The organism is Martinezella sp. CNPSo 3964 (assembly GCF_057784375.1).
Genome location: NZ_JBXSOW010000009.1, coordinates 1 through 23,263, shown reverse-complemented (window position 1 = coordinate 23,263; position 23,263 = coordinate 1). Strand labels below are relative to the sequence as shown.

General features: G+C 60.6%; 19 protein-coding genes. 9 read left to right on the top strand and 10 right to left on the bottom strand.

Translation table 11 applies throughout. The features are described 5' to 3' along the window. Positions 1–3: 3 nt before the first annotated feature. Positions 4–957 (top strand): diacylglycerol kinase catalytic domain-containing protein, encoded by a 954-nt coding sequence (locus tag AC13Q5_RS25040; protein WP_488503543.1) that lies wholly within the window; start codon positions 4–6, stop codon positions 955–957. A 58-nt stretch (positions 958–1,015) separates the two neighbouring features. Here the strand turns inward: AC13Q5_RS25040 and AC13Q5_RS25035 are convergent, their stop codons facing one another. Together AC13Q5_RS25035 and AC13Q5_RS25030 are read right to left on the bottom strand one after the other, a co-directional pair. Beyond that, the gene (locus tag AC13Q5_RS25035) at positions 1,016–2,518 is read right to left on the bottom strand and encodes a DegQ family serine endoprotease (RefSeq protein ID WP_488503542.1); all 1,503 of its coding nucleotides are present in this window, start codon (positions 2,516–2,518) and stop codon (positions 1,016–1,018) included. A 264-nt stretch (positions 2,519–2,782) separates the two neighbouring features. Then, on the bottom strand, positions 2,783–3,439 hold the full coding sequence (locus tag AC13Q5_RS25030) for a DUF2161 domain-containing phosphodiesterase (protein WP_488503541.1): 657 nt from the start codon (positions 3,437–3,439) through the stop codon (positions 2,783–2,785). A 328-nt stretch (positions 3,440–3,767) separates the two neighbouring features. Here AC13Q5_RS25030 and AC13Q5_RS25025 point away from each other — a divergent pair, with 328 nt between their 5' ends. Both AC13Q5_RS25025 and AC13Q5_RS25020 read left to right on the top strand, forming a co-directional pair. After that, the gene (locus AC13Q5_RS25025) at positions 3,768–4,619 is read left to right on the top strand and encodes a WcbI family polysaccharide biosynthesis putative acetyltransferase (protein WP_075856196.1); all 852 of its coding nucleotides are present in this window, start codon (positions 3,768–3,770) and stop codon (positions 4,617–4,619) included. Beyond that, the gene (locus AC13Q5_RS25020) at positions 4,619–5,677 is read left to right on the top strand and encodes a GSCFA domain-containing protein (RefSeq protein ID WP_488503540.1); all 1,059 of its coding nucleotides are present in this window, start codon (positions 4,619–4,621) and stop codon (positions 5,675–5,677) included. Before AC13Q5_RS25025 ends, AC13Q5_RS25020 begins: the two co-directional genes overlap by 1 nt. A gap of 69 nt (positions 5,678–5,746) precedes the next feature. Here AC13Q5_RS25020 and AC13Q5_RS25015 read toward each other — a convergent pair whose 3' ends face one another. The 3 genes from AC13Q5_RS25015 to AC13Q5_RS25005 form a co-directional block, all read right to left on the bottom strand. Further along, positions 5,747–9,007 carry a GH36-type glycosyl hydrolase domain-containing protein gene (locus AC13Q5_RS25015; protein ID WP_488503539.1) on the bottom strand — a complete coding sequence of 1,087 codons (3,261 nt, stop codon included), beginning with the start codon at positions 9,005–9,007 and terminating at the stop codon, positions 5,747–5,749. Between the two features lie 176 nt (positions 9,008–9,183). Beyond that, entirely contained in the window at positions 9,184–11,652 is a 2,469-nt protein-coding gene (locus AC13Q5_RS25010) for a glycoside hydrolase family 2 protein (RefSeq protein ID WP_488503538.1), read from the bottom strand. Between the two features lie 28 nt (positions 11,653–11,680). Continuing rightward, positions 11,681–12,385, bottom strand: coding sequence for a FadR/GntR family transcriptional regulator (locus AC13Q5_RS25005; RefSeq protein ID WP_457877908.1), 705 nt, complete (start codon positions 12,383–12,385; stop codon positions 11,681–11,683). A 112-nt stretch (positions 12,386–12,497) separates the two neighbouring features. Between AC13Q5_RS25005 and uxuA the strand changes: the two genes are divergently transcribed. From uxuA to AC13Q5_RS24985, 4 genes are all read left to right on the top strand, one after another. Then, the gene (uxuA, locus tag AC13Q5_RS25000) at positions 12,498–13,676 is read left to right on the top strand and encodes a mannonate dehydratase (RefSeq protein WP_488503537.1); all 1,179 of its coding nucleotides are present in this window, start codon (positions 12,498–12,500) and stop codon (positions 13,674–13,676) included. A gap of 185 nt (positions 13,677–13,861) precedes the next feature. After that, positions 13,862–15,952: a putative bifunctional diguanylate cyclase/phosphodiesterase gene (locus tag AC13Q5_RS24995; protein ID WP_488503536.1), complete on the top strand. Its 2,091-nt coding sequence runs from the start codon at positions 13,862–13,864 to the stop codon at positions 15,950–15,952. Between the two features lie 115 nt (positions 15,953–16,067). Further along, positions 16,068–16,376, top strand: a complete 309-nt coding sequence (locus AC13Q5_RS24990) for a hypothetical protein (protein WP_488503535.1) — start codon at positions 16,068–16,070, stop codon at positions 16,374–16,376. Positions 16,377–16,536: 160 nt separating this feature from the next. After that, on the top strand, positions 16,537–16,968 hold the full coding sequence (locus AC13Q5_RS24985) for a VOC family protein (protein ID WP_075856228.1): 432 nt from the start codon (positions 16,537–16,539) through the stop codon (positions 16,966–16,968). Positions 16,969–17,031: 63 nt separating this feature from the next. Here AC13Q5_RS24985 and AC13Q5_RS24980 read toward each other — a convergent pair whose 3' ends face one another. The 5 genes from AC13Q5_RS24980 to AC13Q5_RS24960 form a co-directional block, all read right to left on the bottom strand. Continuing rightward, complete coding sequence (locus AC13Q5_RS24980; protein WP_488503534.1) at positions 17,032–17,862, bottom strand: alpha/beta hydrolase; 831 nt, start codon at positions 17,860–17,862, stop codon at positions 17,032–17,034. Positions 17,863–17,900: 38 nt separating this feature from the next. Further along, complete coding sequence (gene kynU / locus AC13Q5_RS24975; RefSeq protein WP_488503533.1) at positions 17,901–19,148, bottom strand: kynureninase; 1,248 nt, start codon at positions 19,146–19,148, stop codon at positions 17,901–17,903. Positions 19,149–19,168: 20 nt separating this feature from the next. After that, entirely contained in the window at positions 19,169–20,092 is a 924-nt protein-coding gene (locus AC13Q5_RS24970; RefSeq protein ID WP_488503662.1) for an ABC transporter permease, read from the bottom strand. Between the two features lie 7 nt (positions 20,093–20,099). Next, a complete protein-coding gene (locus AC13Q5_RS24965) occupies positions 20,100–20,879 on the bottom strand; it encodes an ABC transporter ATP-binding protein (RefSeq protein ID WP_075856205.1) in 780 nt (259 codons plus the stop codon). Positions 20,880–20,967: 88 nt separating this feature from the next. Continuing rightward, entirely contained in the window at positions 20,968–21,954 is a 987-nt protein-coding gene (locus tag AC13Q5_RS24960; protein ID WP_488503532.1) for an ABC transporter substrate-binding protein, read from the bottom strand. 184 nt (positions 21,955–22,138) lie between these two features. Here AC13Q5_RS24960 and AC13Q5_RS24955 point away from each other — a divergent pair, with 184 nt between their 5' ends. Next, positions 22,139–22,864, top strand: coding sequence for a GntR family transcriptional regulator (locus tag AC13Q5_RS24955; RefSeq protein WP_488503531.1), 726 nt, complete (start codon positions 22,139–22,141; stop codon positions 22,862–22,864). A gap of 163 nt (positions 22,865–23,027) precedes the next feature. Next, positions 23,028–23,263, top strand: a 236-nt coding sequence (locus AC13Q5_RS24950; protein ID WP_488503530.1) for an Arm DNA-binding domain-containing protein, incomplete at its 3' end; no start/stop codon positions are given.

Genomic DNA, 23,263 nt, shown 5'->3' with positions numbered 1-23,263 from the left:
GCCATGCCTGTCGCGAACAGCGGAAAGGCTGAAGACAGAAAGATCGTGCTCATCGTGCGCGACACCCGTCTCGACGAACTTATCGCACGCTTCAACACCGTTCAGCAGGCGCAGTTCTATGTCGAACATCTGGGCGCGGATTTCGGCGACTATCTGGCGGAACAGCAGCACTATCGAGCGGCGGTACGGGAGGTCGAAGCCAGCCTGCACGCTGTCGCCCGGGTGCAGACGCTCAACCGGCGCTATCTCGCAAACTTCATCTTCGGCGCCGACGATCTCGTCGTCGTGCTCGGACAGGATGGCCTCGTCGCCAATACGCTGAAATATCTCGACGGTCAGAATGTGGTCGGGGTGAATCCAGATCCGAAGCGGTGGGATGGCGTCTTGTTGCCCTTTCAGACGGCAGATGTTCGCAAGGTGATGCCGGAAGCTTTGGCGCAGCGCCGGCCGCTGAAGCGGGTCAGCATGGCCAAGGCCGCGCTCAACACGGGCGAAGTGCTCTATGCGGTCAACGACCTCTTCATCGGCCCGCGCAGCCATGTTTCGGCCCGCTACGATCTCCGGGTCGGCGAACGGCACGAAAGGCAATCGTCGAGCGGCATCATCGTTTCGACGGGCATGGGATCGACGGGATGGCTGAAAAGCCTCTATGCCGGTTGGGCTGGAGCGGCTGCAAGCTGCGGCGTGGAGCTGCCGGCGGGAATTGCCGACGCCGCGTTTCCCTGGGATGCAGACTTCCTGCACTATTTCGTGCGGGAACCGTTTCCGAGCCGTACGACGGGCGTCTCGCTGGTTTCGGGGCAGATCGGAGCGGAGATCCCGATGACGGTGATGTCCGAAATGGCAGAACATGGCGTCATCTTCAGCGATGGCATCGAGGCGGACTTCCTGCCTTTCAATGCCGGCACGCTGGCGACGATCGGCCTTGCGGAACGGCAGGGATTGCTGGTGACATAACGGCAATCGGCCCGCTCCGTCGAAAGAAGCGGGCCGACTGTAGAATGCCTCAGACTTTTTAAGCGGCCGAGAATGGCACGGCGACGAAGGTCTTGTCGCCATTGCGTTCGATCAGCAGCAGGACGGATTTGCGGCCGTCCTTGCCGGCCTTGGCAACGGCCGTCTGCACCTCATGGGCGTTGCGCACCGGCTGATCGTTGACCGAGACGATGATGTCGCCGGTCTGTATGCCGGCAGCCGCGGCTGGCTTGTCCGGATTGACGCTGGCAACGACCGCGCCCTCGACGCCATGCGGCAGGTTCAACTGCTCGCGCATGTCGGGCGTCAGATTGGCGAGGCCGACGCCGATGCTCGGCTGATTGGAGGGCTGGACCTTGCCATCGCCGGCATCATTGGCAGCCTGCTTGCTGTCGTCATTGCCGCCGATGGTGACACTGACGTCCATGCTCTTGCCATCGCGCCACAGTGTGACCGTGCGCTTGTCGCCGGGGGAAAGATCGGCGACCAGTCGCGACAGGTCCTTCGGCGTCTTGACGGTCTCATTGCCGACCGCCGTGACGATATCGCCGCTCTTGATGCCGGCACGTGCGGCCGGGGTATCGCTATTGACGCTGGCGACGAGCGCGCCCTGGGTCTGCGACAGGCCCATGGCATTGGCGATATCCGAGGTCACCGGCTGGATGGCGACGCCGAGATAGCCATGATCGATCGAACCGTTCTTCTCCAGCTTGGCGACGATTGCCTTGGCTTCATCGGACGGAATGGCGAAGCCGACGCCGACGCTGCCGCCGTTCGGCGAGTAAATAGCGGTGTTGATGCCGACGACATTGCCGTCGCGATCGACCAGCGGGCCGCCGGAATTGCCGTGGTTGATGGGGGCGTCGATCTGGATGAAGTCGTCATACGGGCCGCTGTGGAGGTCGCGGCCGCGGGCCGAAACGATGCCGGCGGTGACGGTCGTGCCGATACCGAAGGGGTTGCCGATCGCGAGGATCTGGTCGCCAAGCTTGAGCTTGTCGGAATCGCCCCAGGCGATGGTTGCGAGCGGCTTTGGCGCGTTGATCTTCAGGACGGCGAGGTCCGACTTGGCATCAGCACCGAGCAATTTGGCCGGCAGCTCGGTGCCGTCATCCAGCGTCACCTTGATATCAACCGCGTTCTGAATGACGTGGTTGTTGGTGACGATGATGCCATCCGGGCTGATGATGAAGCCGGAACCGAGCGCCATGGCGCGCTGGCTCTGTTGCTGCCGCGGCATCTGCTTCGGGAAGGGGATGCCCTGATTTTCGAAGAATTGCCGGAACTGTTCGTCCATCGGCGAATTGCTGCCGTCGGCGCTGGTGTCGGTCGCCTTCATGGTTGTGGTGACGGTGACAACGGCCGGCTTGTCAGCGTCGACGATCGGGGCGAAGGAGCCGCCGGGCGCGATGATGCCGGCCGGTTCGGCGGCCGAAGCGACGGTTGCTGATGTGCTGAAGGCAAAGGGCAACGCGCCGGCGCCGACGATGATGGCGGCGCCTACGATGGCGGCAGTACGATGTTTGCGGAGGAGAGATGACATGGCAAAAGTCCCTTGCGAGATTGTTGGCGAATTGGCGTCTTGTCCATGTCCGGGACAGGCGTCGAATGGAGCCGCGTCAGTTCGTTCCGGGAGCCCTGTTTCCCACCGTTACTTTGGGGAAGCGAAGTATAAAACTGAACTGGCGCTGAGGATTAATATGATCTGCCAGTTGTCTTTTACAAATTAAATATTGATCATGTTTATATTGCAAAATGTTAAGATATTACATGAATTTAATGTTGGTTAGCCGGAATTTTCCCATATTTAAGGCTGCGGCGCTGGCCACCGCTTGAGCGCTTCCGTTCCAAGATCTGTCAAAGCGTAGATGCCGCGGTCGACGCGCTCGAACCAGCCATAGACGTTATCTCTCAGAATTTGCGGGGCCTTTGGTGCCGCTTCGCGCATATCCTTCGGGCGTTGCACGCCGTTTTCGATGGCGGTGGCGCAGGCAAGGGCCTGCTGGCGATAGGCGGTCATGATCGGCTTTCGCGTGCTGCCCCCAAGTGCCGGATCCCCTTTGCGCCGGCGATGTTCTTCAACAAGGCGTGATCTGCGCCGCACATTCTTGCGTGGCATCGGGGCAACGGGGCTGACGATGACATCGACCTGGCCGTTGTCCGAGACGGTCAGCATGCCGAAGCCGAGCCGGCGGCAAAGATCGCGGAATCGGCGATCGCCTTCGCGCCCCTTGCCCTTTGCTGACACGCGCGCGGCGATCCAGACTTCGTCGCTGGCTGCGGCGCGGTCGACGGCTTGCAGGATCAGCTCGAGATTGAAGCTCATCTTCAGCTCGCAGATGACGACGACGGGCGGTTCGCCATCATTCAGCCCGACGAGATCGCAGCCGCCGACCTCGCCCTTGACCGCATAGCCGGCGGCTTCGAGAAATGACTTGATCGGGAGATAGAGCGCCGTTTCCAAATCCGCCTCCGGGCTTTGCATATCCTTACGAGATTAGCCGATTCGGTTAACCAGAAGGTCGATAAGCCGTGAATGTGGGCAGCAAAAGTCGAGCCTGGACATTGTTGCGGGCCGGTTCACCAAACAGGGAATTCCGTGCGCGTAAGATGCCTCTTCTGCCGCAATTCACCCAGCACTGACGTCATCGATATAGACAAGCCAAACCCGCCATAAAACAATGGGCTTCTAAACCGCGTCACTGTGCCGGGAAAATTCCAGCGGCGTAATTGTTCAGTATTTCAATAGGATAGTACGAAGTCCGCGTGTGGCTAGTTGGGATGGTTTTCGCATGGAAACATGGCTTGTGGTCTCGAATTGCCAGACATTCGGTCTCGCAAATTCCCTGAAGCTTCTTGGCCCTCGTTTTCATATCGACGCAATGGACATATGGGCATTCAGGAAAAACATCGAAAAATACAAGAAAGAACTGCCCCGCTATTTCAGGGTCGTCCTCCATCCGCAGTTCCGCAATCTCGACTTCGATTTCGGCCTTGCGCAGAATCTTGATTTCATTCCCTCGATCAATTTCGACGCCTATCATCCAGACATTTGCTATGCCTTTTCGGGTGGCCCGATCGAAGGCCCGATGGGGTCCTATCATTCCATGATCGTTCTGGCGGCATACGAGGCCGGGCTCGGGATAGAGGCAACCCGGAAGCTTTTCCGGCGGGATGTCTTCGAAGGCTGCGGCTTCTTCGCGCGATGGGAGCAGGAGCGGGCGCAGCTTCTCAAGCACTTTTCGGAGCATGGTTTGGATATTTCGCCCTCGTTCACGCAGTGGTCTCGTGGCGATGCCTTCATGTATTCCGTGAACCATCCAAAAGTTCATTGCATCTACGATATTGCCCGTGCCTTCCTGAAGCGGCTCGGGGTCGAGCCTGTCGATGGCGAGCTTATGCCAGCCGATAATCTCCTGAATGGGCCATGCTATCCGGTCTATCCTGAGATTGCCGAGGCCTTTGGAGCCCGCGGCTCGTATCTCTTCAAGCTGCCGAATGACTATCGGCTCATCACCCTGGAGCAGTTCATCGAATTCAGCTTCGCCGTCTATTCGCGGCTACCACCCGGCTCCATTCTCGTCGAAGGGGCGGTTCGTGCGCGTTATGAAAAGGTCAAAGCAGTCGTGGCGGAGGCAGCCTGATGACGAACCCCTATGCCGGAATAGAGAATTACCAGCTCTGGCGGCGATCCGTGGCGCGGATCGAGACGCATCTTTTCGATCCGGTCGTCAATCCGAAATTCCGCCTGAACAGAGCGACGAAGATCGCGACGGCCGGCAGCTGTTTCGCCCAGCACATTTCCCGGCAGCTCCAGCGTATCGGTTTCCACTACTTCGTTCCAGAAAATGGGGAGGGACTGCCGGAGGATGAGCGCACTCGCCGGAATTTCGGCGTTTTCTCCGGGCGCTACGGCAATCTCTACACCGCTCGGCAGTTGCTCCAGCTGTTCGAGGAGGTTTTCGAGAAAAGAAAGCCTGCCGAGAAGGCATGGCTGCGCGAGGATGGGCGTTATGTCGACCCCTATCGACCGCAGATCGAGCCGGATGGGTTCAAGACGATCAAAGCGGTGGAAGATGAGCGCCATAAGCACCTTTCCAGTGTCCGCGCGGTTTTCACCGAGGCAGATGTACTGGTCTTCACGCTTGGCCTGACCGAGGCTTGGCGGTCCAGGGACGATGGCTCCGTGTTTCCGCTTGCGCCGGGAGTGGTTGCCGGCTCTTTCGATCCAGAGCGGCATGAATTCGTCAATTTCGGGGTCGCCGATGTCGAGGCTGATCTCCTGGCTTTCCTGGAGAAGCTCAAGGACAAGAACCCGAGCATCAAGGTGCTGCTGACCGTCTCCCCGGTGCCCCTTATTGCCACTTATGAAGACAGGAACGTGCTTGTGTCGACGACCTACAGCAAATCGGTCCTGCGGGTGGTTGCCGATCAGGTCGTATCGCGTTTTGATTGGGTCGATTACTTTCCATCCTACGAGATCATCACGGGGAGTTATGCCGGTGGTCTCTATTATGAGGCCGACTATCGCGAAGTGAATTCACGCGGCGTCGCACATGCGATGCGTTGTTTCGTCAAGAACTACACCTCCGACCCATCGCCGGTGGTTCGGCGGGCCACAGAGCCACAAGCTGCGGCGATCGAGCCAACGCGCCGAGATATCATCTGTGATGAGGAAGCGATCGACGCCATCCGCGCTTAGTGCTTTCGGATCGTGCGAGGCAAGAAAAAAGGGCCGCTGATGCGGCCCTTTTTCCTGTCAACGATTGGCTCAGGCCTTGAAGTCCAGCTTGACCTCGCAAGCGCCGATCGAGGCTGGCAGGAGCGGCTTGCGGATACGCTGGCCGAACTGCCGCTTGAAGCCGAAGACGTTGCCGATCAGGCTCTTGGTGTAGAGACCGGGGCCGCTCGAATAGATGCGCCAGCCGCCATCGACGGCGATGTCACCCGCCTTGACGCGCGACCATTCCGCCGATGCCTGATAGCGATCGTCGAAGGCTGCGTCGCTGCTGCTGAAGTAGGTATTGCGCTGGCGCAGCGACGCATGTTCCACCCGGCCGCTGACGGCGATCGGGTTGGCAAGCGCCAGTGCCGCCCACACGGCCTCCGCGTCGTCGTCGAGGGCGAGCGCCTCGCAATAGCGCAGATGCGCATGCACATACATGAGCCCTATCTCGCGGCCGAAGAAGGACGATGACTCGGCGCGGCGGAAGAGCTTTTCCGGGCCGCCGGAATAGGTCGCCGGTTTTTCCATCAGCCGTACACCGTCCGGGAAGAGCAGGTTTTCGCGGATGAGCTTCATGTGGGCGTGGCGCTGATCGGGCGTGAACAGGCCGCCGATCATCGGCTGCGTCATCGCGATCAGCGAATAATGCAGGCCGGTGCGAGTATCCTCGGGATGCAGCAGCAGTTCGACGCCGTCATGGCTCGGATCGAACACGCCGTAGCCCGCAACGACGCCGTCCCGCATCAGAAGCCGGTTGAAATCGGCGCGCATGGCGACGGCCGTCGCCTGCAGCGACTGCGCTTCCTCGTTACGGCTGGCAAGCGTCAGAATGTTGGCGTAGCGCACCAGCTGTTCGTACAGGAGCGAAACGGTCCAGCTGCTGACCATCCAGTCGCGCAGATGCGGATCGGCGGGCTGCAGACTGTCGTTCCAGTCGCCTTCGCCGTAGCGGATGAGGCTTGTGCCGGGCACGAAGCGGCTGCGCACCGTGTCCAGCAGCTTTTCGATATGATCGGAGATCGTCGCACGTTCCGAGGTCAGCTGCATGGTATCGTCGGCACGCCATGGAACCGTTTCGGCGAGGAAGGTGATGTCGCCGGTCGCCTCGATGTAATCGCAGAGCGCCTTCAGCGGCCAGACGACGATATCGCCATGCGCCTCGCCGGCGCGGATGTTGGCGTAGGGCTCCAGCATGAACCATTGCGGCCAGTCGCCACGGTCGCGGTACTGCTCGGAAAAGAGCGTGGAGAGAATCTGACGGACTTCTTCGTCATGCTCGTAGGCGAGCAGGAATTCGATCGGTCCCTGGCAGACGTCGCGGGTCCCCCAGGCAGCTCCCGTATATTGTTCGAGCCCATGCGGTACACTCAAATGCACGATGGCGTCATGCGCGATCCAGGGCAGCATGACCGCTTGTGCCACCACATCGCGGCCATCGCCCTCGATGCGTGCGCCTCGCGTCACATGGCTCCAGAAGCGCAGCGCCGGCGCCAGCATCTCTTCGTTCTCGACACCGGCGCTGTAGCGCGCAGCAAGGGCTTCGGCCGCATCCGGATCGGTCATCGATCCCGTGACGGCAAAGCGAAGTGCCTTCGTCGGGTGCGATTTCAGCGCGATGAAGGGGCCGTTGCGAGCCGTGCCATCGCTATAGAGCAGCTCATCGCCGCCGACCGTCTCGAACGCGTCTGGCGTCGAGGTAACGAGGTGATAGCCGGCATTCGGGTAGCGATCCCAGAGCCAGGACGGCTGCGGCCGGAAGGAGATGCGCTTGCGCGCGGCGTCCACCGCAATATTGGCAATCGCTTCATAATCTCGTTCGCCGAGCACGATGTGGCCGAACACGAGAAAGCGGCAGGCTTCGCCCTCCACCGAGACGCTCCATTGCATGGCCGGGTCGTCGCCAGAGGCGATTGCCGAGACGGTAATGGTGCGGCCAGGAAGCTGGTAGATCCAACGCGTATCGCTCAAGCCCATTTCGAAGGCGGCGGGCACGCCGAGCAGGCGCCAGCCTTCGCCGAGGTCGACGAGGATGCGCAGACCGCTCGATCGCGTCAGGTTGTAGGGATCGCGGGAAACGGAGAAAAGCTTGTGGAAGGACGTGTTGCCGATGGTCAGCTGCGCGGCGAAGATGCCCTGCATCCAGCAGGTCGCGGCCAGCGTCTGGTCGTCGAGCAGCATGTTCTGGCCGCTGCGGACGATGGCGCCGTGGCGGCGCGCCACCAGCCGTTCCTTTTCACGAAGCACGATGTGCCTGTTATGCGGCCCATCCGGCACGAAGAAGGAGATCAGCTTCCCGTCCGCATGTTCCTCCAGCATCCGCGTGGGATAGAGCGCATCGATATCAGCCTGATCGAGGCTGTCGCTCTCTGCAAGCGGAGCATCCTGCACAAGGCTGCGCGCCGTTTGTGCGGTTGATATCGTGTCGACGACGAGCTCACCCTGAAGCTTCGGCAGGCCATCGAGATGGGCGAGATCGGTATCGCTGGATGCGGCCGGATGATCGGCGATGAAGAGGCCGAAGAAGGTCGTGGTGGCTGCATCGCCTGCCGCGAGCGAAAGCGGTTTCGATTGGATCGCCGGGCAGGCGACCTCGTGCTGGCGTCGTGTGCTTGGCAGATCGCTGCCGAAGTCCGGCACCATGACGCCGTCATTGCCCTTGGAGGGCACGAGGAGTTGGATTGCATCGGTCGCGTAAGCCGCGGCACCTTCGAGGCAGCCTTGTGCGAGCCACGGATTTCGTCCGCCACCCTGCTTGAGGTTCTGCCTGACCATGATGACAGGGCCGAAGGCTGCATGGCCGGCGATATGATGGTCGATATATTGCGAGGCATAGGCTTCGCTGTTCATCAGGAAGCCGCGATCGCCGAGGCCAACGTCCTGGACGAGAATAAGGTCGGCTGAAAGCGCTGCATTCGTGCCGTTTTCCAACGAGACTTGCCAGAACCATGCGGTCTGGCTTGGGTGCAGCCGCAGGCTGACCGTGTGCTTGACGCCGGCCGTTTCGCCGCTCCACGAAAAGCCGCTCTTGCCATGACCGAACTGAACAGCGGCCTTGGGGCCGACGATTTCGGCTGTTGCCGGCCTGGCGCCGCCGACACGCAGATAGAGCCGGCCAATGCCGCCATAGACAGGCGAACCAAGCACCTGATTGATCATGACGCCGCCCTGCTGGTCAGCGAAATCGATCGAAAACAATGTGCCGTTCGGCAGGGCTGAAGCCGAGAGGCCGGCCGTATTGTCAAGTGTGACAAGACCGAGTTCTTCGCGACGAGGCGTTTGAAAGCTGCGATTGGAGGCCGAGGACATAAGCGTGGTCTCGCTGATTCATGGATCGGATGAGGGGCACTAGATCACAAGGCGACGCTCGATCATAGGAGGCATTTTCCTATTGGCATCCGCAATTCCTGGCGATGAATCGCGGATGATATCAGGACATATCCGGCGCAATTCGCCGGATATTCTGATCGACACCATCCCCGATTTCACTGATGCGGCGGCTCGGCAACCTGATTGGCCGTGCGGAGAATGGCCGAAAGGTCGGCATCGTCGAAGGCGTCCTTGGAGATGCCTTTGACCTTGAAGGTCCTGCTCTCGCCGGGCGCGAAATTGACCAGCATATCGTCGACTTCGGCATTCGCGCCGATGCGGTCGACAAAGAGGCAGACATCGCGCAGGAACGACTGAGCGGTGATAGTCACGGTAATCCCGTCCGTCGTCTGGACGCTCTGGATATCAAAGCGCGGCTGCGGATACTGCAGCTTCATATCCTTCTCGAAGAACCACCAGGCTTCTGCATCGCCGAGACGCGCGCGCAGGAATTCCCGGCGCGGATCGCCGGGGGTGGCGACTTCGGCTGGAATCTCGATATCGGTATTCTCGAAGCGATCGCACAGGATGCGCCAGACATGGTGGCGGGCAAGCAGCTTGCCGGTGAAATCGAAACGCTCGACAGTGAAGGGCACGCGCCAGAACAGGGTTGCGTCGTTGACGGCGACAGCAGCCAGACCATCGCCGCGCGGCTGGATGGTGAGGAGATGCGGCGAGTAGCTATGCTTCAAGGCGTACCAGAGCGGTTTTTTCCTGCCGGCGCCGTCGACGGCTGCCCATGAGGTGACCGGCCAGCAATCGTTGAGCTGCCAGACGATGGTGCCCATGCAGGTCGGCCGATGCGAGCGCATGTGATCGATGCCGTAGCTGATCGCGCGTGCCTGGTTCAGCTGCGTGACGAAGAGCCAGTCGTCGAAATTTTGCGGGTGGGGAAACCAGCCTTCCAACCCTTGCAGAAGCTTGTCGTTGCCGCCGGTTGCCTTCTGGTGATGCAGGACCGCGGGAGAGGCCGGCGCACGGTCTTTCTCGCGCACGGACTGGGCAAGCGTTGCGAAGGTCGGCGGCGCCTGCCAGCCGAATTCCGAGCAGAAGCGCGGGATATAGTTGCGGTAAGTCTCGTAGCCCACCTCGTTCCAGACATCCCAGATGTGCCTGCAGCCGTGTTCATCGGCATTCGGGGCGATCTCCATCGAGCCGGAATAGGGGCTGCCCGGCCAATAGGGCCGGGTCGGATCGATCTCGGCCACCAGCTTCGGCAGCAGATCGAGATAGTAGCCGGCGCCCCACGGGCGATTGCCGAGTACATCCTGCCAGCCCCAGTCGAAATAGCCCCAGATATTCTCGTTGTTGCCGTTCCAGATGACCAGCGAAGCGTAGGGCATCAGCCTTGTGATCGCCTCGCGCGCTTCCGCTTCGATCTCGCTATAGACAGGCTCTTCCTCGGGATAGGTGGCGCAGGCGAACAGGAAATCCTGCCAGACCATGATGCCGGCGGCGTCGCATTCCTCGTAGAACGTATCGGTTTCATAGATGCCGCCGCCCCAGACGCGCAGCATGTTCATATTGGCATCGCGGGCCTGGCCGATCCGTTCGCGATAGCGCTCACGCGTCACGCGCGGCAGAAAGCAGTCGTCGGGGATCCAGTTGGCGCCGCGCGCAAAGACCGGCACATCGTTGACGACGAGCGTGAAAGCCGAGCCGATCTCATCCGGGGTCGTATCCAGCCGTACGGAACGGAAACCGACGCGCCGCTTCCAGCCGTCGAGCGCCGCGCCGTCGGAGCCGAGCAGCTGCAGGTCGAGATCGTAAAGCGGTTGGCCGCCCATGCCATGCGGCCACCAGACCTGGGGATTGTCGATGCGGCATTCGATCAGCGCATGGGTCTCACCTTGGGCAACGCGGACTTCCGCGCGCTTCCCGCCGATGGACAGGACGAGCGCCGCGCTATCCGTGCCCTTGTCGGCCCATTCGATCTCGACATGCAGGCGCGCCACGCCCTGGCTGCCTTGCAGGGTGATTTCCGGGCGGATGCCGCCGAGACGCGCCTTCGACCAGCTCTCGATAAAGATCGGCTTCCAGATGCCCGAGGTGACGACGGTCGGACCCCAGTCCCAGCCGAAATTGCAAGCCATCTTGCGGATGAGATTGCTCGGGCCGGGATAGTTCTGTGGGATATCGGCGGCGCTGCCGAGCTGCTTGCGGACCTCCTCGCCATGTTCATAGGCGGATTGGAAGTCGACGATCAGTTCGTTGCGACCGCTCTTCAGGTGATCGCCGATGTCGAAGCGATAGCTGCGATACATGTTGCGGGTTTCGCCGAGTGCGGTTCCGTTCAGCTCCAGGCGCGCCGCTGTATCGAGGCCGAGGCAGGCAAGATCGATACGCTCGTCATCATCGCCATCCCAGTCGAAGGCGAGACGATAGCGCCATGCGGAGCGGCCGATCCAGTCCTGCGAGATCTCGTTGACATCGAGATAGGGGTCGGTAATCAGCTGCGCGGCCATCAGATCGAGATGCACATTGCCGGGCACGGCGGCGGGGATCGAGTTGGGCAGGGCCGGGGCGCTGGAGGGCGCGCGAAGGCGCGAGATGGTCCAGCCGGTGTCGAGCGTCTGTCTTTTCATGTCATGTGTCCGTTATGAAATGGATGCCTCAAACAGCCTTTGGCGCGATGAACTGCAGGCCCGCCTGCAGGTGGCGGTTCATGTGATAGGCGTAGGCGATTCGATCCCGTTGTTCCAACGCTTCGATGATGGCGCGGTGTTCATCATAGGCGCTGTCGATGGCTTCGCGAGAGCGCTTGCCCGCCTCCATGAGCCGCTGCAACAATGGCTGGAGAATGCCATAGACTTGTGACAGCGTCTGATTGCCGGCGAAGCCGACGAGAGCGGCATGAAACCTGAAATCAAGTTCCGCAGCCCCGGCCAGTTCCGGCGCGGCTTTCATTGCATCGTTGATGGAGCGAAGCCTTTCGATGGCGGTTTCATCAATCGTTTCGAAGAGAAGATCGCTGAGATTGACCTCGATGAGGCGACGAAACCCCTGAATATCGAGAAAGCTTTCCGCCGATATATCGATGGTGAAGGAGAAAAGGTCCATCAATGCCTGCTGGCGGCGATCCGTTATGACGGCGCCGACCTTCTGGCGGCTTTCGACGATGCCATAGGCCTTCAGGATGCGGATCGCTTCGCGCACCGTATTGCGGCTGGCATTGAACATGGAAGCGAGTTCGGCTTCCGAGGGCAGGGCGTCGCCGAGGCCGAGATTGCGTTCGCGCATCAGTCGCCGCAGCGCGTCGACCACCTGATCGACCGCCGAACCTCTATCCTCGATATCAGCGGTGTCCGCCACTATCATTCCTCCACTCTCGGAACCATATTGTTGGTCAATAAGCGGTGTCAAGTAATGTAGCACGATGGACATTTCGCTTTTCAGCGGTATTTTGACCGACAAATGGAGGAGATGTCGTATGGAAAGCTGCTGGCGTTGGTTCGGTCCGAAGGATCTCGTTCCGCTCTTGCATGCGCGTCAGGCCGGCGCAACGGGCATCGTCACGGCGCTACATGAGGTCTCACATTCGCGCGTCTGGACTCCGGCCGAAATCGAGGCACGAAAGGTGCTGGTCGAGGTGGCTGGATTGCGCTGGAGCGTCTGTGAATCGATCCCCGTTCCAAACGCCATCAAGCTCGGTGGAGCAGGAGCAAGGGCGGCGATCGGCGTCTGGAAGGACAGCCTCGCCAATCTCGCTCGCGCCGGCATAAAGACCATCTGCTATAACTTCATGCCGGTCGTGGACTGGACGCGCACGGATCTGCGCTTCGAAATGCCGACCACCGCGCTCGCCCTGCGTTTCGACATGGTGGAGTTCGTTGCCTATGACGTTTTCGTCCTGGGCAGGAAGGGTGCGGAAGAAAATTATGCGCCGGACCTGGTGCAGCGCGCCGAGGAGCGACTGAAGGGGCTCTCGCCGGAAGCCGTGCAACGGCTGGAGAACAACATCATCGCCGGTCTTCCGGGCGGTGAGGACAGCTATGGGCGTGAAGCCATCCGCTCAGCCATAGCCCTCTTCGACGGAATGACGGCAGAAGATCTCCAGGCCAATCTCGATGCCTTCCTGCGGGAGGTCGTGCCGGTCGCCGTCGAATTCGGTGCCCGGCTCGCAATCCATCCAGACGATCCGCCCATTTCGCTCTTCGGCCTGCCGCGCGTCGTGTCGACGGCGGCAGATCTGCGTCGTATCCTCGGTACCGTCGACCATGCCGCCAATGGCCTGACGCTCTGCGTCGGCTCGCTGGGGTCCCGCGCCGACAATGATGTGCTTGCCATCGCAAGCGAATTCGCGTCACGTATCAATTTCGCGCATCTGCGCGACATTGCGATCGAAGCCGATGGATCATTCGTGGAAGCCTCCCATTTGGAAGGGCGCAGCGATATGTATGCCATTCTGCGCACATTGCTCGCGGAGGAGGCAAGGCGTCGCAAGGAGGGCCGGGAAGACCATGTGATCCCGATGCGGCCGGATCATGGACATCTTGTCGGCGATGATATCGATAAGCCGACCAATCCCGGCTATTCCCTCATCGGTCGCCTGAAAGGTCTTGGCGAGCTGCATGGCGTCATCCATGCGATCGGCAAGGCGGGGCTTTGAACTTCACGGCATTTGCCATGCCATATCGATGAAATCAGGCAGCCGGAATAAAGCCTCCCGTTGCATATTCGATAGGCTTTTGCCTAAAGTTTAATCTTGTTATAATTTTGATTTTATTTAGTTTTTTCGTCTATCAATGTCCAATTCGCTAGTCTTCAAACTCGAATTGGCAAGGTCGACCTTCCATGAATTCCGTTTGGCCCGCCGCCCCGAACGACGATTTTCGGTCGCTTTTCAAGACGCATCCGTCGCCGATGTGGGTCTATGATCCGCAGACGTTGAGGTTTCTGATCGTCAACGATGCGGCTCTCGACCTCTATGGCTATGGCCATGCGGACTTCGCGGTCATGACCGTGCTCGATATCAGACCATCCGTGGAACGCGAGCGCATGCTGGACGCGGTGCACCACCGCACCGACATTGAGACGGCGCAACGCTGGACGCATCTGAAGGCGGGCGGCGAGACATTCGAAGTTCTGACCTATGGGCGGGAGATCCGCTTCGACGGCAAGATGGCGATCCTCGCGATCGTTCAGGATCGCACCGAGGTCAATGCGGCCCAACGACAGATCGACGCCACCCAGTCGCTGCTCGACAGCATCGTCGACAATCTTCCCGTCGGCGTCTTCGTCAAGGATATGGAGCGGGATGGCCGTTATATTCTGTTCAACGAAGCCTGCGGCGGCATCGTCGGGCACTCGGCGCAGGATATGATCGGTAAATCGGACAAGGCCATATTCTCCGATGAGCAGACGGCGCTTTTTCGGGAGCAGGACAGACTTGCCTTCGAGACTGCCGCGACCGTCTACTTTGAGGAAACCATCCACACGGCGGATGGCGCGTTGCGTATCCTGAAAACGGCGAAGCGGGCTCTGCCCGCACCAACGGGGCAGGCGCCACGCTATGTTCTCGGCATTTCCCAGGATGTGACCGAGGAACGCAGCGTCGAGGCAAGGCTTGCGCATCTTGCCATGCACGATTCCCTGACGGGCCTTCCGAACAGAGCTTTCTTTTCCGAGAGCATCGTGCGGCAGGTGGCGGCTGCGACGCCAGCGAAGCCAATCGCGCTGCTCTATATCGATGTCGATCATTTCAAGCATATCAACGACAGCAAGGGCCATGCTGCGGGTGATATGCTCCTGCGCCAGGTTGCCGAGCGCCTCCAGCAGCTTGCCGAGAGAAGTGATCTGGTCGCGCGCCTGGGCGGTGACGAGTTCGCGCTGGTCTTGAGGATGACGGATGCCGGGCGTGCCCGCCGTTTCGCCGATCTGCTGTTGCAATCGCTTTCGGCACCCTTCGATCTCGACGGCGTCCGCGAACATGTGACCTGCAGCATCGGGATCGCCTTGGCACCTGAGCACGGCAACGATGCAGATGTCCTGATGCGGGATGCGGATCTGGCGCTCTATGCAGCCAAGGGCAGCGGCCGATCGACCTATCGCTTCTACCAGACCGAGATGCGGCTCGAAGCCGAACGGCGCCACCAGCTCACGCTGGAGCTTCGAGAGGCTCTGCAGAACGATGAATTCGAACTCCATTACCAGCCGATCATCCGGCTGGACGAGGACGCACTGTCCGGCTTCGAAGCCCTCATCCGCTGGCGTCATCCCAAGCACGGGCTCATCCCACCGGCTGAGTTCATTCCAGTCGCCGAGGAAACGGGCATGATCGTGCCGATCGGCGACTGGGTGCTGCGAGAAGCCTGCCGGACCGCCATGGAGTGGCCCGAAAACCTGAAGGTGGCCATCAACCTGTCTGTCTATCAGTTTCGTCATGCGAGCCTGCTGGCCACCGTTGTCTCGGCGCTGGGCGAGACGGGTCTTTGTCCCGGACGGCTGGAGATCGAGGTCACGGAATCCATCCTGCTCTCCGAGGTCGAGCAAAGCCTGTCGTTGCTGCGTGCCCTGAAGGAGCTTGGCATTCGCATCGCGATCGATGATTTCGGCACGGGCTATTCCTCGCTCAGCTATCTGCGCTCCTTCTCTTTCGACAAGATCAAGCTCGACCGCAGCTTCGTCGCCGGCATGGATGCCGATCCCGGCAATCTCGCGATCGTGCGGGCCGTGGTCGGCATCGCCTCCGGCTTCAACGCCGTGACACTGGCCGAAGGCATCGAGACGGAGGCGCAACTGGCGAAGTTGCGGGCAGAGGGCTATCACGAAGTGCAGGGTTTCCTGCTTGGGCGGCCAATGGCGCGCGAGGACGCCTTGGCGCGAATTCTCAGTGAGGCCTATCCCGCTCGGACTTTACGCGCCCGAAAGCCAGCGCGAGGGTAGTCTCTGCGTTAACGGATCGCGGCCTTCCTTATCCCCTTGCGCATCCCGGAAAATGGACCATCATGCAAGAATAGGTTGAGTGGAGGTGATAGGGATGAGGAGAGTTTCGGTAACCATGTTACTTGCGACTCTGATCGCGCCGCAGAGCTTCGCCGGAAATCGAGAGAATGCGATGCATCATATCGCGCAGGTGATGGCGGCGGCTTCGCTGTGCCACAGCATCGAGCCGCAGACGACCTTGCTTGCTCTGGTAGCAACTGGAAACGGTATAGACATGGAGCGCGATCAGCCCAAGATGCTGGATGAAGCTCTTCGGTTGAAGGCCTCAATGGCCAATTTTCCCGAGGATGCCGTCTGCAGCAGCGCACTCGCCCTTTATGGACCGGGCGGCCTGAATGTCAGCGGATTGGTGAGGAAGAAGTGACACCAGGTGCTCTCGTTGCCTATCGCGGGGTATGTCCCAGTTTCCGGAGAAATAATTCAAAAAAATCGACTCCTATTGTCGGAATGCGTTATCACGCAACGTCCTCGGGATGGCCCATCGAAAAGGGCATGATACGATGAACCGCTCCAAGGAGACGAACATGACCGATGCAACAGATCAAACGCAATCCCAGCAGCCCCGAGTGCCGGTTCGCGGCGGCGTCGTGGCCTATCTGACCGTCGACGGCGCTGTGAAGGCAGCCGAGTTCTACAGCCGCGCTTTCGGAGCAGAACAGGTCTTCATGTATCCCGTCGATGAAAAAGGCCGGACCATGCATGTCCATCTCTACATCAACGGTAGCTCCGTGATGCTCGGCGACGCCTTTCCGGAATACGGCCATGCGTTGGAAAAGCCGCAGTCCTTCACGATGCAGCTTGTCGTCGATGATCTGGATTTCTGGTGGAAGCGCGCCGTCGATGCCGGAGCCGAAGTCGTCGTCGAGCCGCAAGTGATGTTCTGGGGCGATCGCTGGGGTCAGCTGCGCGATCCCTTCGGCGTCGCCTGGGCGATGAATGCGCCGGTCAACGGCTGATAATATAACGCCCTCGGTGCGGATCGCGCCGAGGGCACTTCTCTCGATGCGGCTGCGAAGGCGCTATTCAGCGAGCAGGGTCCGCGTCAGTGGATGCGCAGCATCCATCAGACCATCCAGCACCGAGTAATGATGCTTGTCGGGCTCGATCACCGTAGCCGTCGCGGCACCAAGGCCGATCCAGATATTGGCAAGCAGGGCATTCAGGCGGATGAATTCCGCGCGTTCCGCGCCGCCGACCCAGCAGGTTAGGCGAATGCCGTCGATCGGCTCGAGAAGTGCGGGACTTTCGGCTCTCGCCTCGGCGTCATCGATGCGAAGCTCCCGGTTCATCTTGCGCCGCATGAGCGGGCGTAGGTCATGCACGCCAGAAATGGCAAGCACATGCCGGATGCGCTTGAGGACCGTTTCGCCGAGCGGCGATGTCGTCGTCATCATGCGGGCGACAAGCTGGCCGCCGGCAGAGTGCCCGGTCAGCACAATCGGACCTTCGACCAGATCGGCCGCTGCGGTAATGGCTGCCGCGATCTCCTTGCCGATTCCGCCGATGCTATTGTCTGGGCAAAGCGTGTAGGACGGGATCGCCACGGCATAGCCGGCCGCAATCGAGCCTGCGGCGAGGTGCGACCAGTAACTCTTGTCCAATTGCAGCCAGTAGCCGCCATGAACGAAAACCACCAATCCCTTGGGCCGGCTTTCGGGCAAGAAGAGATCGAAGCGATTGCGCGCTGCCGGGCCGTAAGCGAGATCGAGCTTTGCACGTCCTGTCGCCGTCGACCTGTCACGGAAAGACTTGGCTGGTTCAACCCATGCCGCCGGCCATTGATCGCCATCGACGATGTAGGCGCCGTTGCTATAGGCGGCCTCCCAATCGGTGACCTTGAAATAGCTCATATTCAGCTCCTTCTTTCTGCCGGTCGACGCTTGGGGGGTCAGGTCACGGCCGAACGCACGGCGAAGCGCGCTTCCTTCCACGATCCACTGCTCAGAATGTCCTCAAGGACCGTTACGGCTCGCCAGACGTCGCGATATGAGACATAGAGCGGCGTGAAGCCGAAGCGCAATGTCGAGGGTGCGCGGAAATCGCCGATGACGCCGCGCTCGATCAGCGCCTGCATGACTTCGTAGGCGTTGCTATGGATGAAAGATACCTGGCTGCCGCGCTTTTCGCTGTCGCGCGTCGTCTCAAGCTCCACGCCATATTGGCCGCATTTGGCCTCGACCAGGCGGATGAAGAAATCGGTGAGCGCTATGCTCTTCCGGCGCAAGGCATTCATGTCCACTTCATCCCAGATGGAGAGCGCCCCCTTCAGCGCCCGCAACGACAGGATCGGCTGCGTGCCGCAGAGAAAACGCTTTATACCGGCGTCACCGTCGAAGCTCTGTTCGAAGGCGAAGGGACGGGCGTGGCTCCACCAGCCGCTGAGAGGCTGAACGATCGATGCATGATGATGCTTAGCGGCATAGATGAAGGCCGGCGCGCCCGGACCGCCATTCAGATATTTGTAGGTGCAGCCGACGGCAAAATCAGCGCCTGCGCCATCGAGATCTACTGGAAGCGCGCCGGCGCTGTGGCACAGGTCCCAGATGACGAGTGCGCCCGCCGCCTGGATGCGCTTCGTCAGCGCCGTCATGTCACGCAGTTCGCCGCTCTTGTAGTTGACGTGATTGACGAGGACGACGGCAACATTCTCGTCAATCAGATCTTCGATGCTGTTGCCATCGCGGCCTTCGAGTCGGAGCGTCACGTCCGGCCGGGTGGAAACGACGCCTTCCGCCATGTAGAGGTCGGTCGGGAAACTGTCTCCTTCCGCCACGATGACGTTGCGATCGGGGCGCATCGCAAGGGCCGCGTGCAAGGTCTTGTAGATGTTGATCGAGGTGGAGTCGGTCACCACGGTCTGGCCTTCGGCGGCGCCGATCAGCCGGCCGATGCGATCGCCGAGTTCCAGTGGCAGATGAAACCATCCGGCGCTGTTCCAGCTGCGGATGAGGCCGTTGCCCCATTCTTCCATGGCGGCCTGGCGCACTTCGGCAAAGACCTCATGCGAGGCGGCACCAAGCGAATTGCCGTCGAGATAGATGACGCCGGCGGGCAGGGCGAAACGGTTGCGGAGGCCGCGCAGCGGGTCGGCCTCGTCCATGGCCTCGACGGCCGCGAGATCGGGAAGGCTATCCATATTGTCGTTGCCTCGTAAGCTTATTCGCGAATGGTTTCTCGGGTAGCGGCTCCGCCGCGGCTGCGACGGATACTCGGCAGTGCCAGCATGATGAGCACGAAAAGGCCGGTTGCGAGCTTCAGGTTCGGTGGCGGCATACCGGCGGCAAGGCAGAGCGATACGAGCTGGTAGTAGATGATCGAACCGACGAAGGGCGCCAGCAACTGACGAACTACGGTCTGCTTGCCGGTGAAGGCTTCACCGATCATGAGGGCTGCAAGTCCATTGATCAGGATGCCGATGCCCATGTTGACGTCGGCAAAGCCCTGTGACTGGACCATGAGTGCGCCGCTGGCGGCGGAAAAGGCGCTGGCGATGCCGACGCCGCCGATGGTGGCGGCCCAGACATTGATGCCCTGCGCCTCCGCCATGTCGGGATTGGAGCCGACGGCGCGCATGGCTGTGCCCTTTTCCGTCTTGAAATAGAGGTTGAGGGCGATCAGCACGATGACGGCAAGCAGGCCGGCGATGACGATCTTGCTCGCCGGGAAGCCGGGCTCGGTGAATGGTACGACATCGAACACGGTCGGCGAGCCGAAGACCGAGAGGTTCGACTTGCCCATGATGGCAAGATTGACGCTGTAGAGCATCGTCGACATCAGGATGCCTGCGAGCAGCGTATGAATGCGGAAGCGCAGGTGAATGAAGGCCGTGCAGCAGCCGGCGCCGAGGCCGACGACGAAAGCAGCGACAATCGCAAGCGGCGGCGCGACGCCGGCAGCAAGCAGGATGCCGCAGACGCAGCCACCGAGCGGAAACGCGCCTTCGCTGGTCAGATCCGGAAAGCTCAGCATCCGGAAAGGGATCATGATGCCAAGGACGACGAAGCTCAGGATGAAGCTCTGCGCCAGCGTCACCGGGATGAGCGAGACGAAGCTCGAAACGGTTGTCTGAATGAAGTCCATCATGATCTCAGCTCACCAGCAGCATGCGGTCGGTCTTGACGGCGAAGTGGCCGATCAGCTCGGGCACGGTGATGCGCCGCTTGCCATCGCCGGTGATTTCGAGATGGACGCGGCCGGCATCGAGCATGATGATGCTGTCGCCGAAATCGACGGCGTGCTGCATGTTGTGCGTCACCATCAGGGTCGTCAGCTTCAGTGTTTCGACGGTGCGCACCGTTGCCTGCATGACGATATCGGCGGTGCGCGGATCGAGTGCGGCTGTGTGTTCATCGAGCAGCAGCACATCGGGCGAACCGCCGACCGCCATGATGAGGGACAGCGATTGACGTTGACCGCCGGAAAGAAGTTCAACCTTGGTGTCCAGCCGGTTCTCCAGGCCGAGGCCGAGAACGGCGAGGCGCTCCTTGTAGGCGGCAAGGCGGGCGGCATTCAGGCCGGGGCGAAACCCGCGGCTCTTGCCGCGCAGTTCCGCCAGCAGCATGTTTTCGCCGACCGTCATGCTGGCGGCGGTACCCTTCATAGGGTCCTGGAACACGCGGGCCAGGCGCGCGGCGCGCTTGTGGACCGGCATGTTCGTCACGTCGTTGCCATTGATGAGGATCTGGCCGGAATCGAGGCCGAGAGCGCCCGAAATCGCGTTCAGCATGCTGCTCTTGCCGGCGCCGTTGGAGCCGATGACGACGCCGAATTCGCCAGTCTTGAGGGAGAGCGTCAGGCCGTTGAGTGCGACTTTTTCGTCAGGCTGGCCTTTATAGAAAACCTTGCGCGCGGATTTGATATCAAGCATCCGTGCCTCCCCTGCAGTATAGGGTTATGAAATGGCGGCGTCCCTGACGCCGCCATGGATCGGATTGATCCCTAGAAGATGCCGCCTATCACTTCGTGAAGCAATTGCAATCGGCAAGCGAAGCCGGGACTTCTGCGCCGAATGCCTTCAACACGGTCTTGTTGATGAGCGGCGCGTGGTCCTTATAGGCCGGAACGGAAGGCTTGATCGTCTTCGGATCGGCACCCTTGAGGATCTGCGCGGCGATCTTGCCGGCATTTTCGCCGACCTGCTCGTAGTTGACGGCAAAGCTTGCCGGCACGACGCCATTGCGGACAGCCGCGTCGTCGGAGTTGACGATCGGGATCTGTGCCTGGCGGGCGGCGGCGGCAACGGCCGGGATTGCCGGCTGCAAGAGGTTGGAAGCCGGCGTGTAGATCACGTCCGCCTTGCCGGCGAGAGATGCGATGCGCTGCTGGATGTCATTGACGTTATCGACGCCGACCGGAACCACTTCGAAGCCGGCGGCCGGAGCGGCTGCCTTGACCTTGTCGATCAGTGCGACGTCGTTGGCTTCACCCGGATTGTAGGGCACGCCGATGCGCTTGGCATTCGGGAGCAGCTTCTTGGTGAAGGTCAGGATGGCGGAGATGTCCTGCAGGTCGCTCGAGCCGGTAATGCCGGTGTCACCCGCGTCCCACGACGGGACGAGCTTGGCGGCGACCGGGTCGGTCACGGCGGTAAAGACGATCGGAATGCCGGAGCCGGCGAGCGCCTTCTTGGCGATCTGCGACACGGGCGTCGTCACCGTGTACATCAGCTTCGGATGTTCGGACTGCAGCTTGGCGATCATCTGCGGAACGAGCGAGGCGTCGAAGCTGGTGTTGCTTTCGGAATAAACGACATCCCTGCCTTCGACGAAGCCGTTGTCGGCGAGAGCCTTCTTGAAGCCGGCGATCGAAGCATTGAGCTGCGGATGTTCGCCGAAGTTGGCGATCGCGATCTTGATGGGCTCCGCCGATGCGGTTGCAACGCTTGCTGCGAAGGCGCCGACGACAGCGAGGCCGGCCAGCCATTTGGACGTAGATCTCAGCATATTTTCCTCCCGGATGTGACAAGGAGCCGTGTTCCCTCGGCTCTCTTGGCAGGGATCATAGCGGCTGCTGCAATCCTGTCAATTTGTGATATATGATATACACCACAGGCGCCTTTGATATATATTTTCTTGCTGCAGCCATATTATATATAATCTGCGGATGGGGAGGATCGGGACAAGCGCCATGCAGGACAAGGATGCGTTGAGCAAGACGGAGGCAGCTTATTGGCTGTTGCGGCGCGATATCCTCAACACCAAACTCAGGCCAGGCGCCTCCTTGCGGCTCGGGACTCTTCGCGATACTTACGGCGTTGGCTGGACGCCGCTTCGCGAGGCGCTGTCGCGGCTGGAAGCCGAGAAGCTCGTTACTGCGATCAGCAATCGCGGCTTCGCCGTCGCTCCGGTATCGCGCGCCGAACTGGAGGACCTGACTCGGGCGCGCATGGTCGTGGAGCTACCGCTTCTCATGGAGTCGATCGAAAAGGGCGGTCCGGATTGGGAATCGGCTGTTGTCACCGCGCATTATCGCCTCTCACGCTGCAAGATCGTACCCGACTCCGCCTCGGAGGAGATGGCGGACGAATGGGATGAGAAGCACAATGCCTTTCACGCTGCGCTTGTCAGTGCGGCAACGTCGAACTGGCTCCGACGCTTCCAGTCCACCATCTCGGATCAGCTTCGCCGTCACCATCGTTTTCTCGGCCTCGCGCCGACGCAGCGCGCGGCAGCTGGTCTTTCGATCGGCTATGAAAAAGCGGTTGCCGCCTTGCAGGACGCCATGGCGATCGAGCATCATACGGCACTGATGGAGGCGGCCCTCGACCGGGATCTGGTACGCGCCAGAGCGCTGATGACCGAGCATATCGGCTATACGCTGCAGGTTTATATCCGCTCGGAGAATGAAATTTAGGTACGCCACAATATCCGATCATTCCAAATAGCGTTACTATATCAATTAGTTAAATTGATGCGGTCGTCGAGTGGCCGCTACGATCATCCTTCAGTTTTCCTTTGCGGTGGTATCCCGTTCCAGGCCTTGGGGGTGATAGACGGGCAAGCGAAGTGCTGTACTGTTGACCAAGCGCACCGTCGACGCGGCTCGACCCGATCAGGACCGCTACCATATTTGGGATAGCGAGCTTTCAGGCTTTGGTCTTTGTGTTGTTCCCTCGGGGATGACGACTTTCATCATTAAATATCGGACCGATGGAGGCGGGCGATCCGCCAACCAGCGGGTCTTGACCACAGGACGGTTTGGTCCCGTTACTGTTGAGCAGGCAAGAAAACTCGCCAAGGTTAAACTCGGTAG

Bases quoted from the DNA above. Each gene is read 5' to 3' on its own strand.
- AC13Q5_RS25040 (WP_488503543.1), top strand. From the start codon at position 4: ATGCCTGTCGCGAACAGCGGAAAGGCTGAAGACAGAAAGATCGTGCTC.
- AC13Q5_RS25035 (WP_488503542.1), bottom strand. From the start codon at position 2,518: ATGTCATCTCTCCTCCGCAAACATCGTACTGCCGCCATCGTAGGCGCC.
- AC13Q5_RS25025 (WP_075856196.1), top strand. From the start codon at position 3,768: ATGGAAACATGGCTTGTGGTCTCGAATTGCCAGACATTCGGTCTCGCA.
- AC13Q5_RS25020 (WP_488503540.1), top strand. From the start codon at position 4,619: ATGACGAACCCCTATGCCGGAATAGAGAATTACCAGCTCTGGCGGCGA.
- AC13Q5_RS25015 (WP_488503539.1), bottom strand. From the start codon at position 9,007: ATGTCCTCGGCCTCCAATCGCAGCTTTCAAACGCCTCGTCGCGAAGAA.
- AC13Q5_RS25010 (WP_488503538.1), bottom strand. From the start codon at position 11,652: ATGAAAAGACAGACGCTCGACACCGGCTGGACCATCTCGCGCCTTCGC.
- AC13Q5_RS25005 (WP_457877908.1), bottom strand. From the start codon at position 12,385: ATGATAGTGGCGGACACCGCTGATATCGAGGATAGAGGTTCGGCGGTC.
- uxuA (WP_488503537.1), top strand. From the start codon at position 12,498: ATGGAAAGCTGCTGGCGTTGGTTCGGTCCGAAGGATCTCGTTCCGCTC.
- AC13Q5_RS24995 (WP_488503536.1), top strand. From the start codon at position 13,862: ATGAATTCCGTTTGGCCCGCCGCCCCGAACGACGATTTTCGGTCGCTT.
- AC13Q5_RS24990 (WP_488503535.1), top strand. From the start codon at position 16,068: ATGTTACTTGCGACTCTGATCGCGCCGCAGAGCTTCGCCGGAAATCGA.
- AC13Q5_RS24985 (WP_075856228.1), top strand. From the start codon at position 16,537: ATGACCGATGCAACAGATCAAACGCAATCCCAGCAGCCCCGAGTGCCG.
- AC13Q5_RS24980 (WP_488503534.1), bottom strand. From the start codon at position 17,862: ATGAGCTATTTCAAGGTCACCGATTGGGAGGCCGCCTATAGCAACGGC.
- kynU (WP_488503533.1), bottom strand. From the start codon at position 19,148: ATGGATAGCCTTCCCGATCTCGCGGCCGTCGAGGCCATGGACGAGGCC.
- AC13Q5_RS24970 (WP_488503662.1), bottom strand. From the start codon at position 20,092: ATGGACTTCATTCAGACAACCGTTTCGAGCTTCGTCTCGCTCATCCCG.
- AC13Q5_RS24965 (WP_075856205.1), bottom strand. From the start codon at position 20,879: ATGCTTGATATCAAATCCGCGCGCAAGGTTTTCTATAAAGGCCAGCCT.
- AC13Q5_RS24960 (WP_488503532.1), bottom strand. From the start codon at position 21,954: ATGCTGAGATCTACGTCCAAATGGCTGGCCGGCCTCGCTGTCGTCGGC.
- AC13Q5_RS24955 (WP_488503531.1), top strand. From the start codon at position 22,139: ATGCAGGACAAGGATGCGTTGAGCAAGACGGAGGCAGCTTATTGGCTG.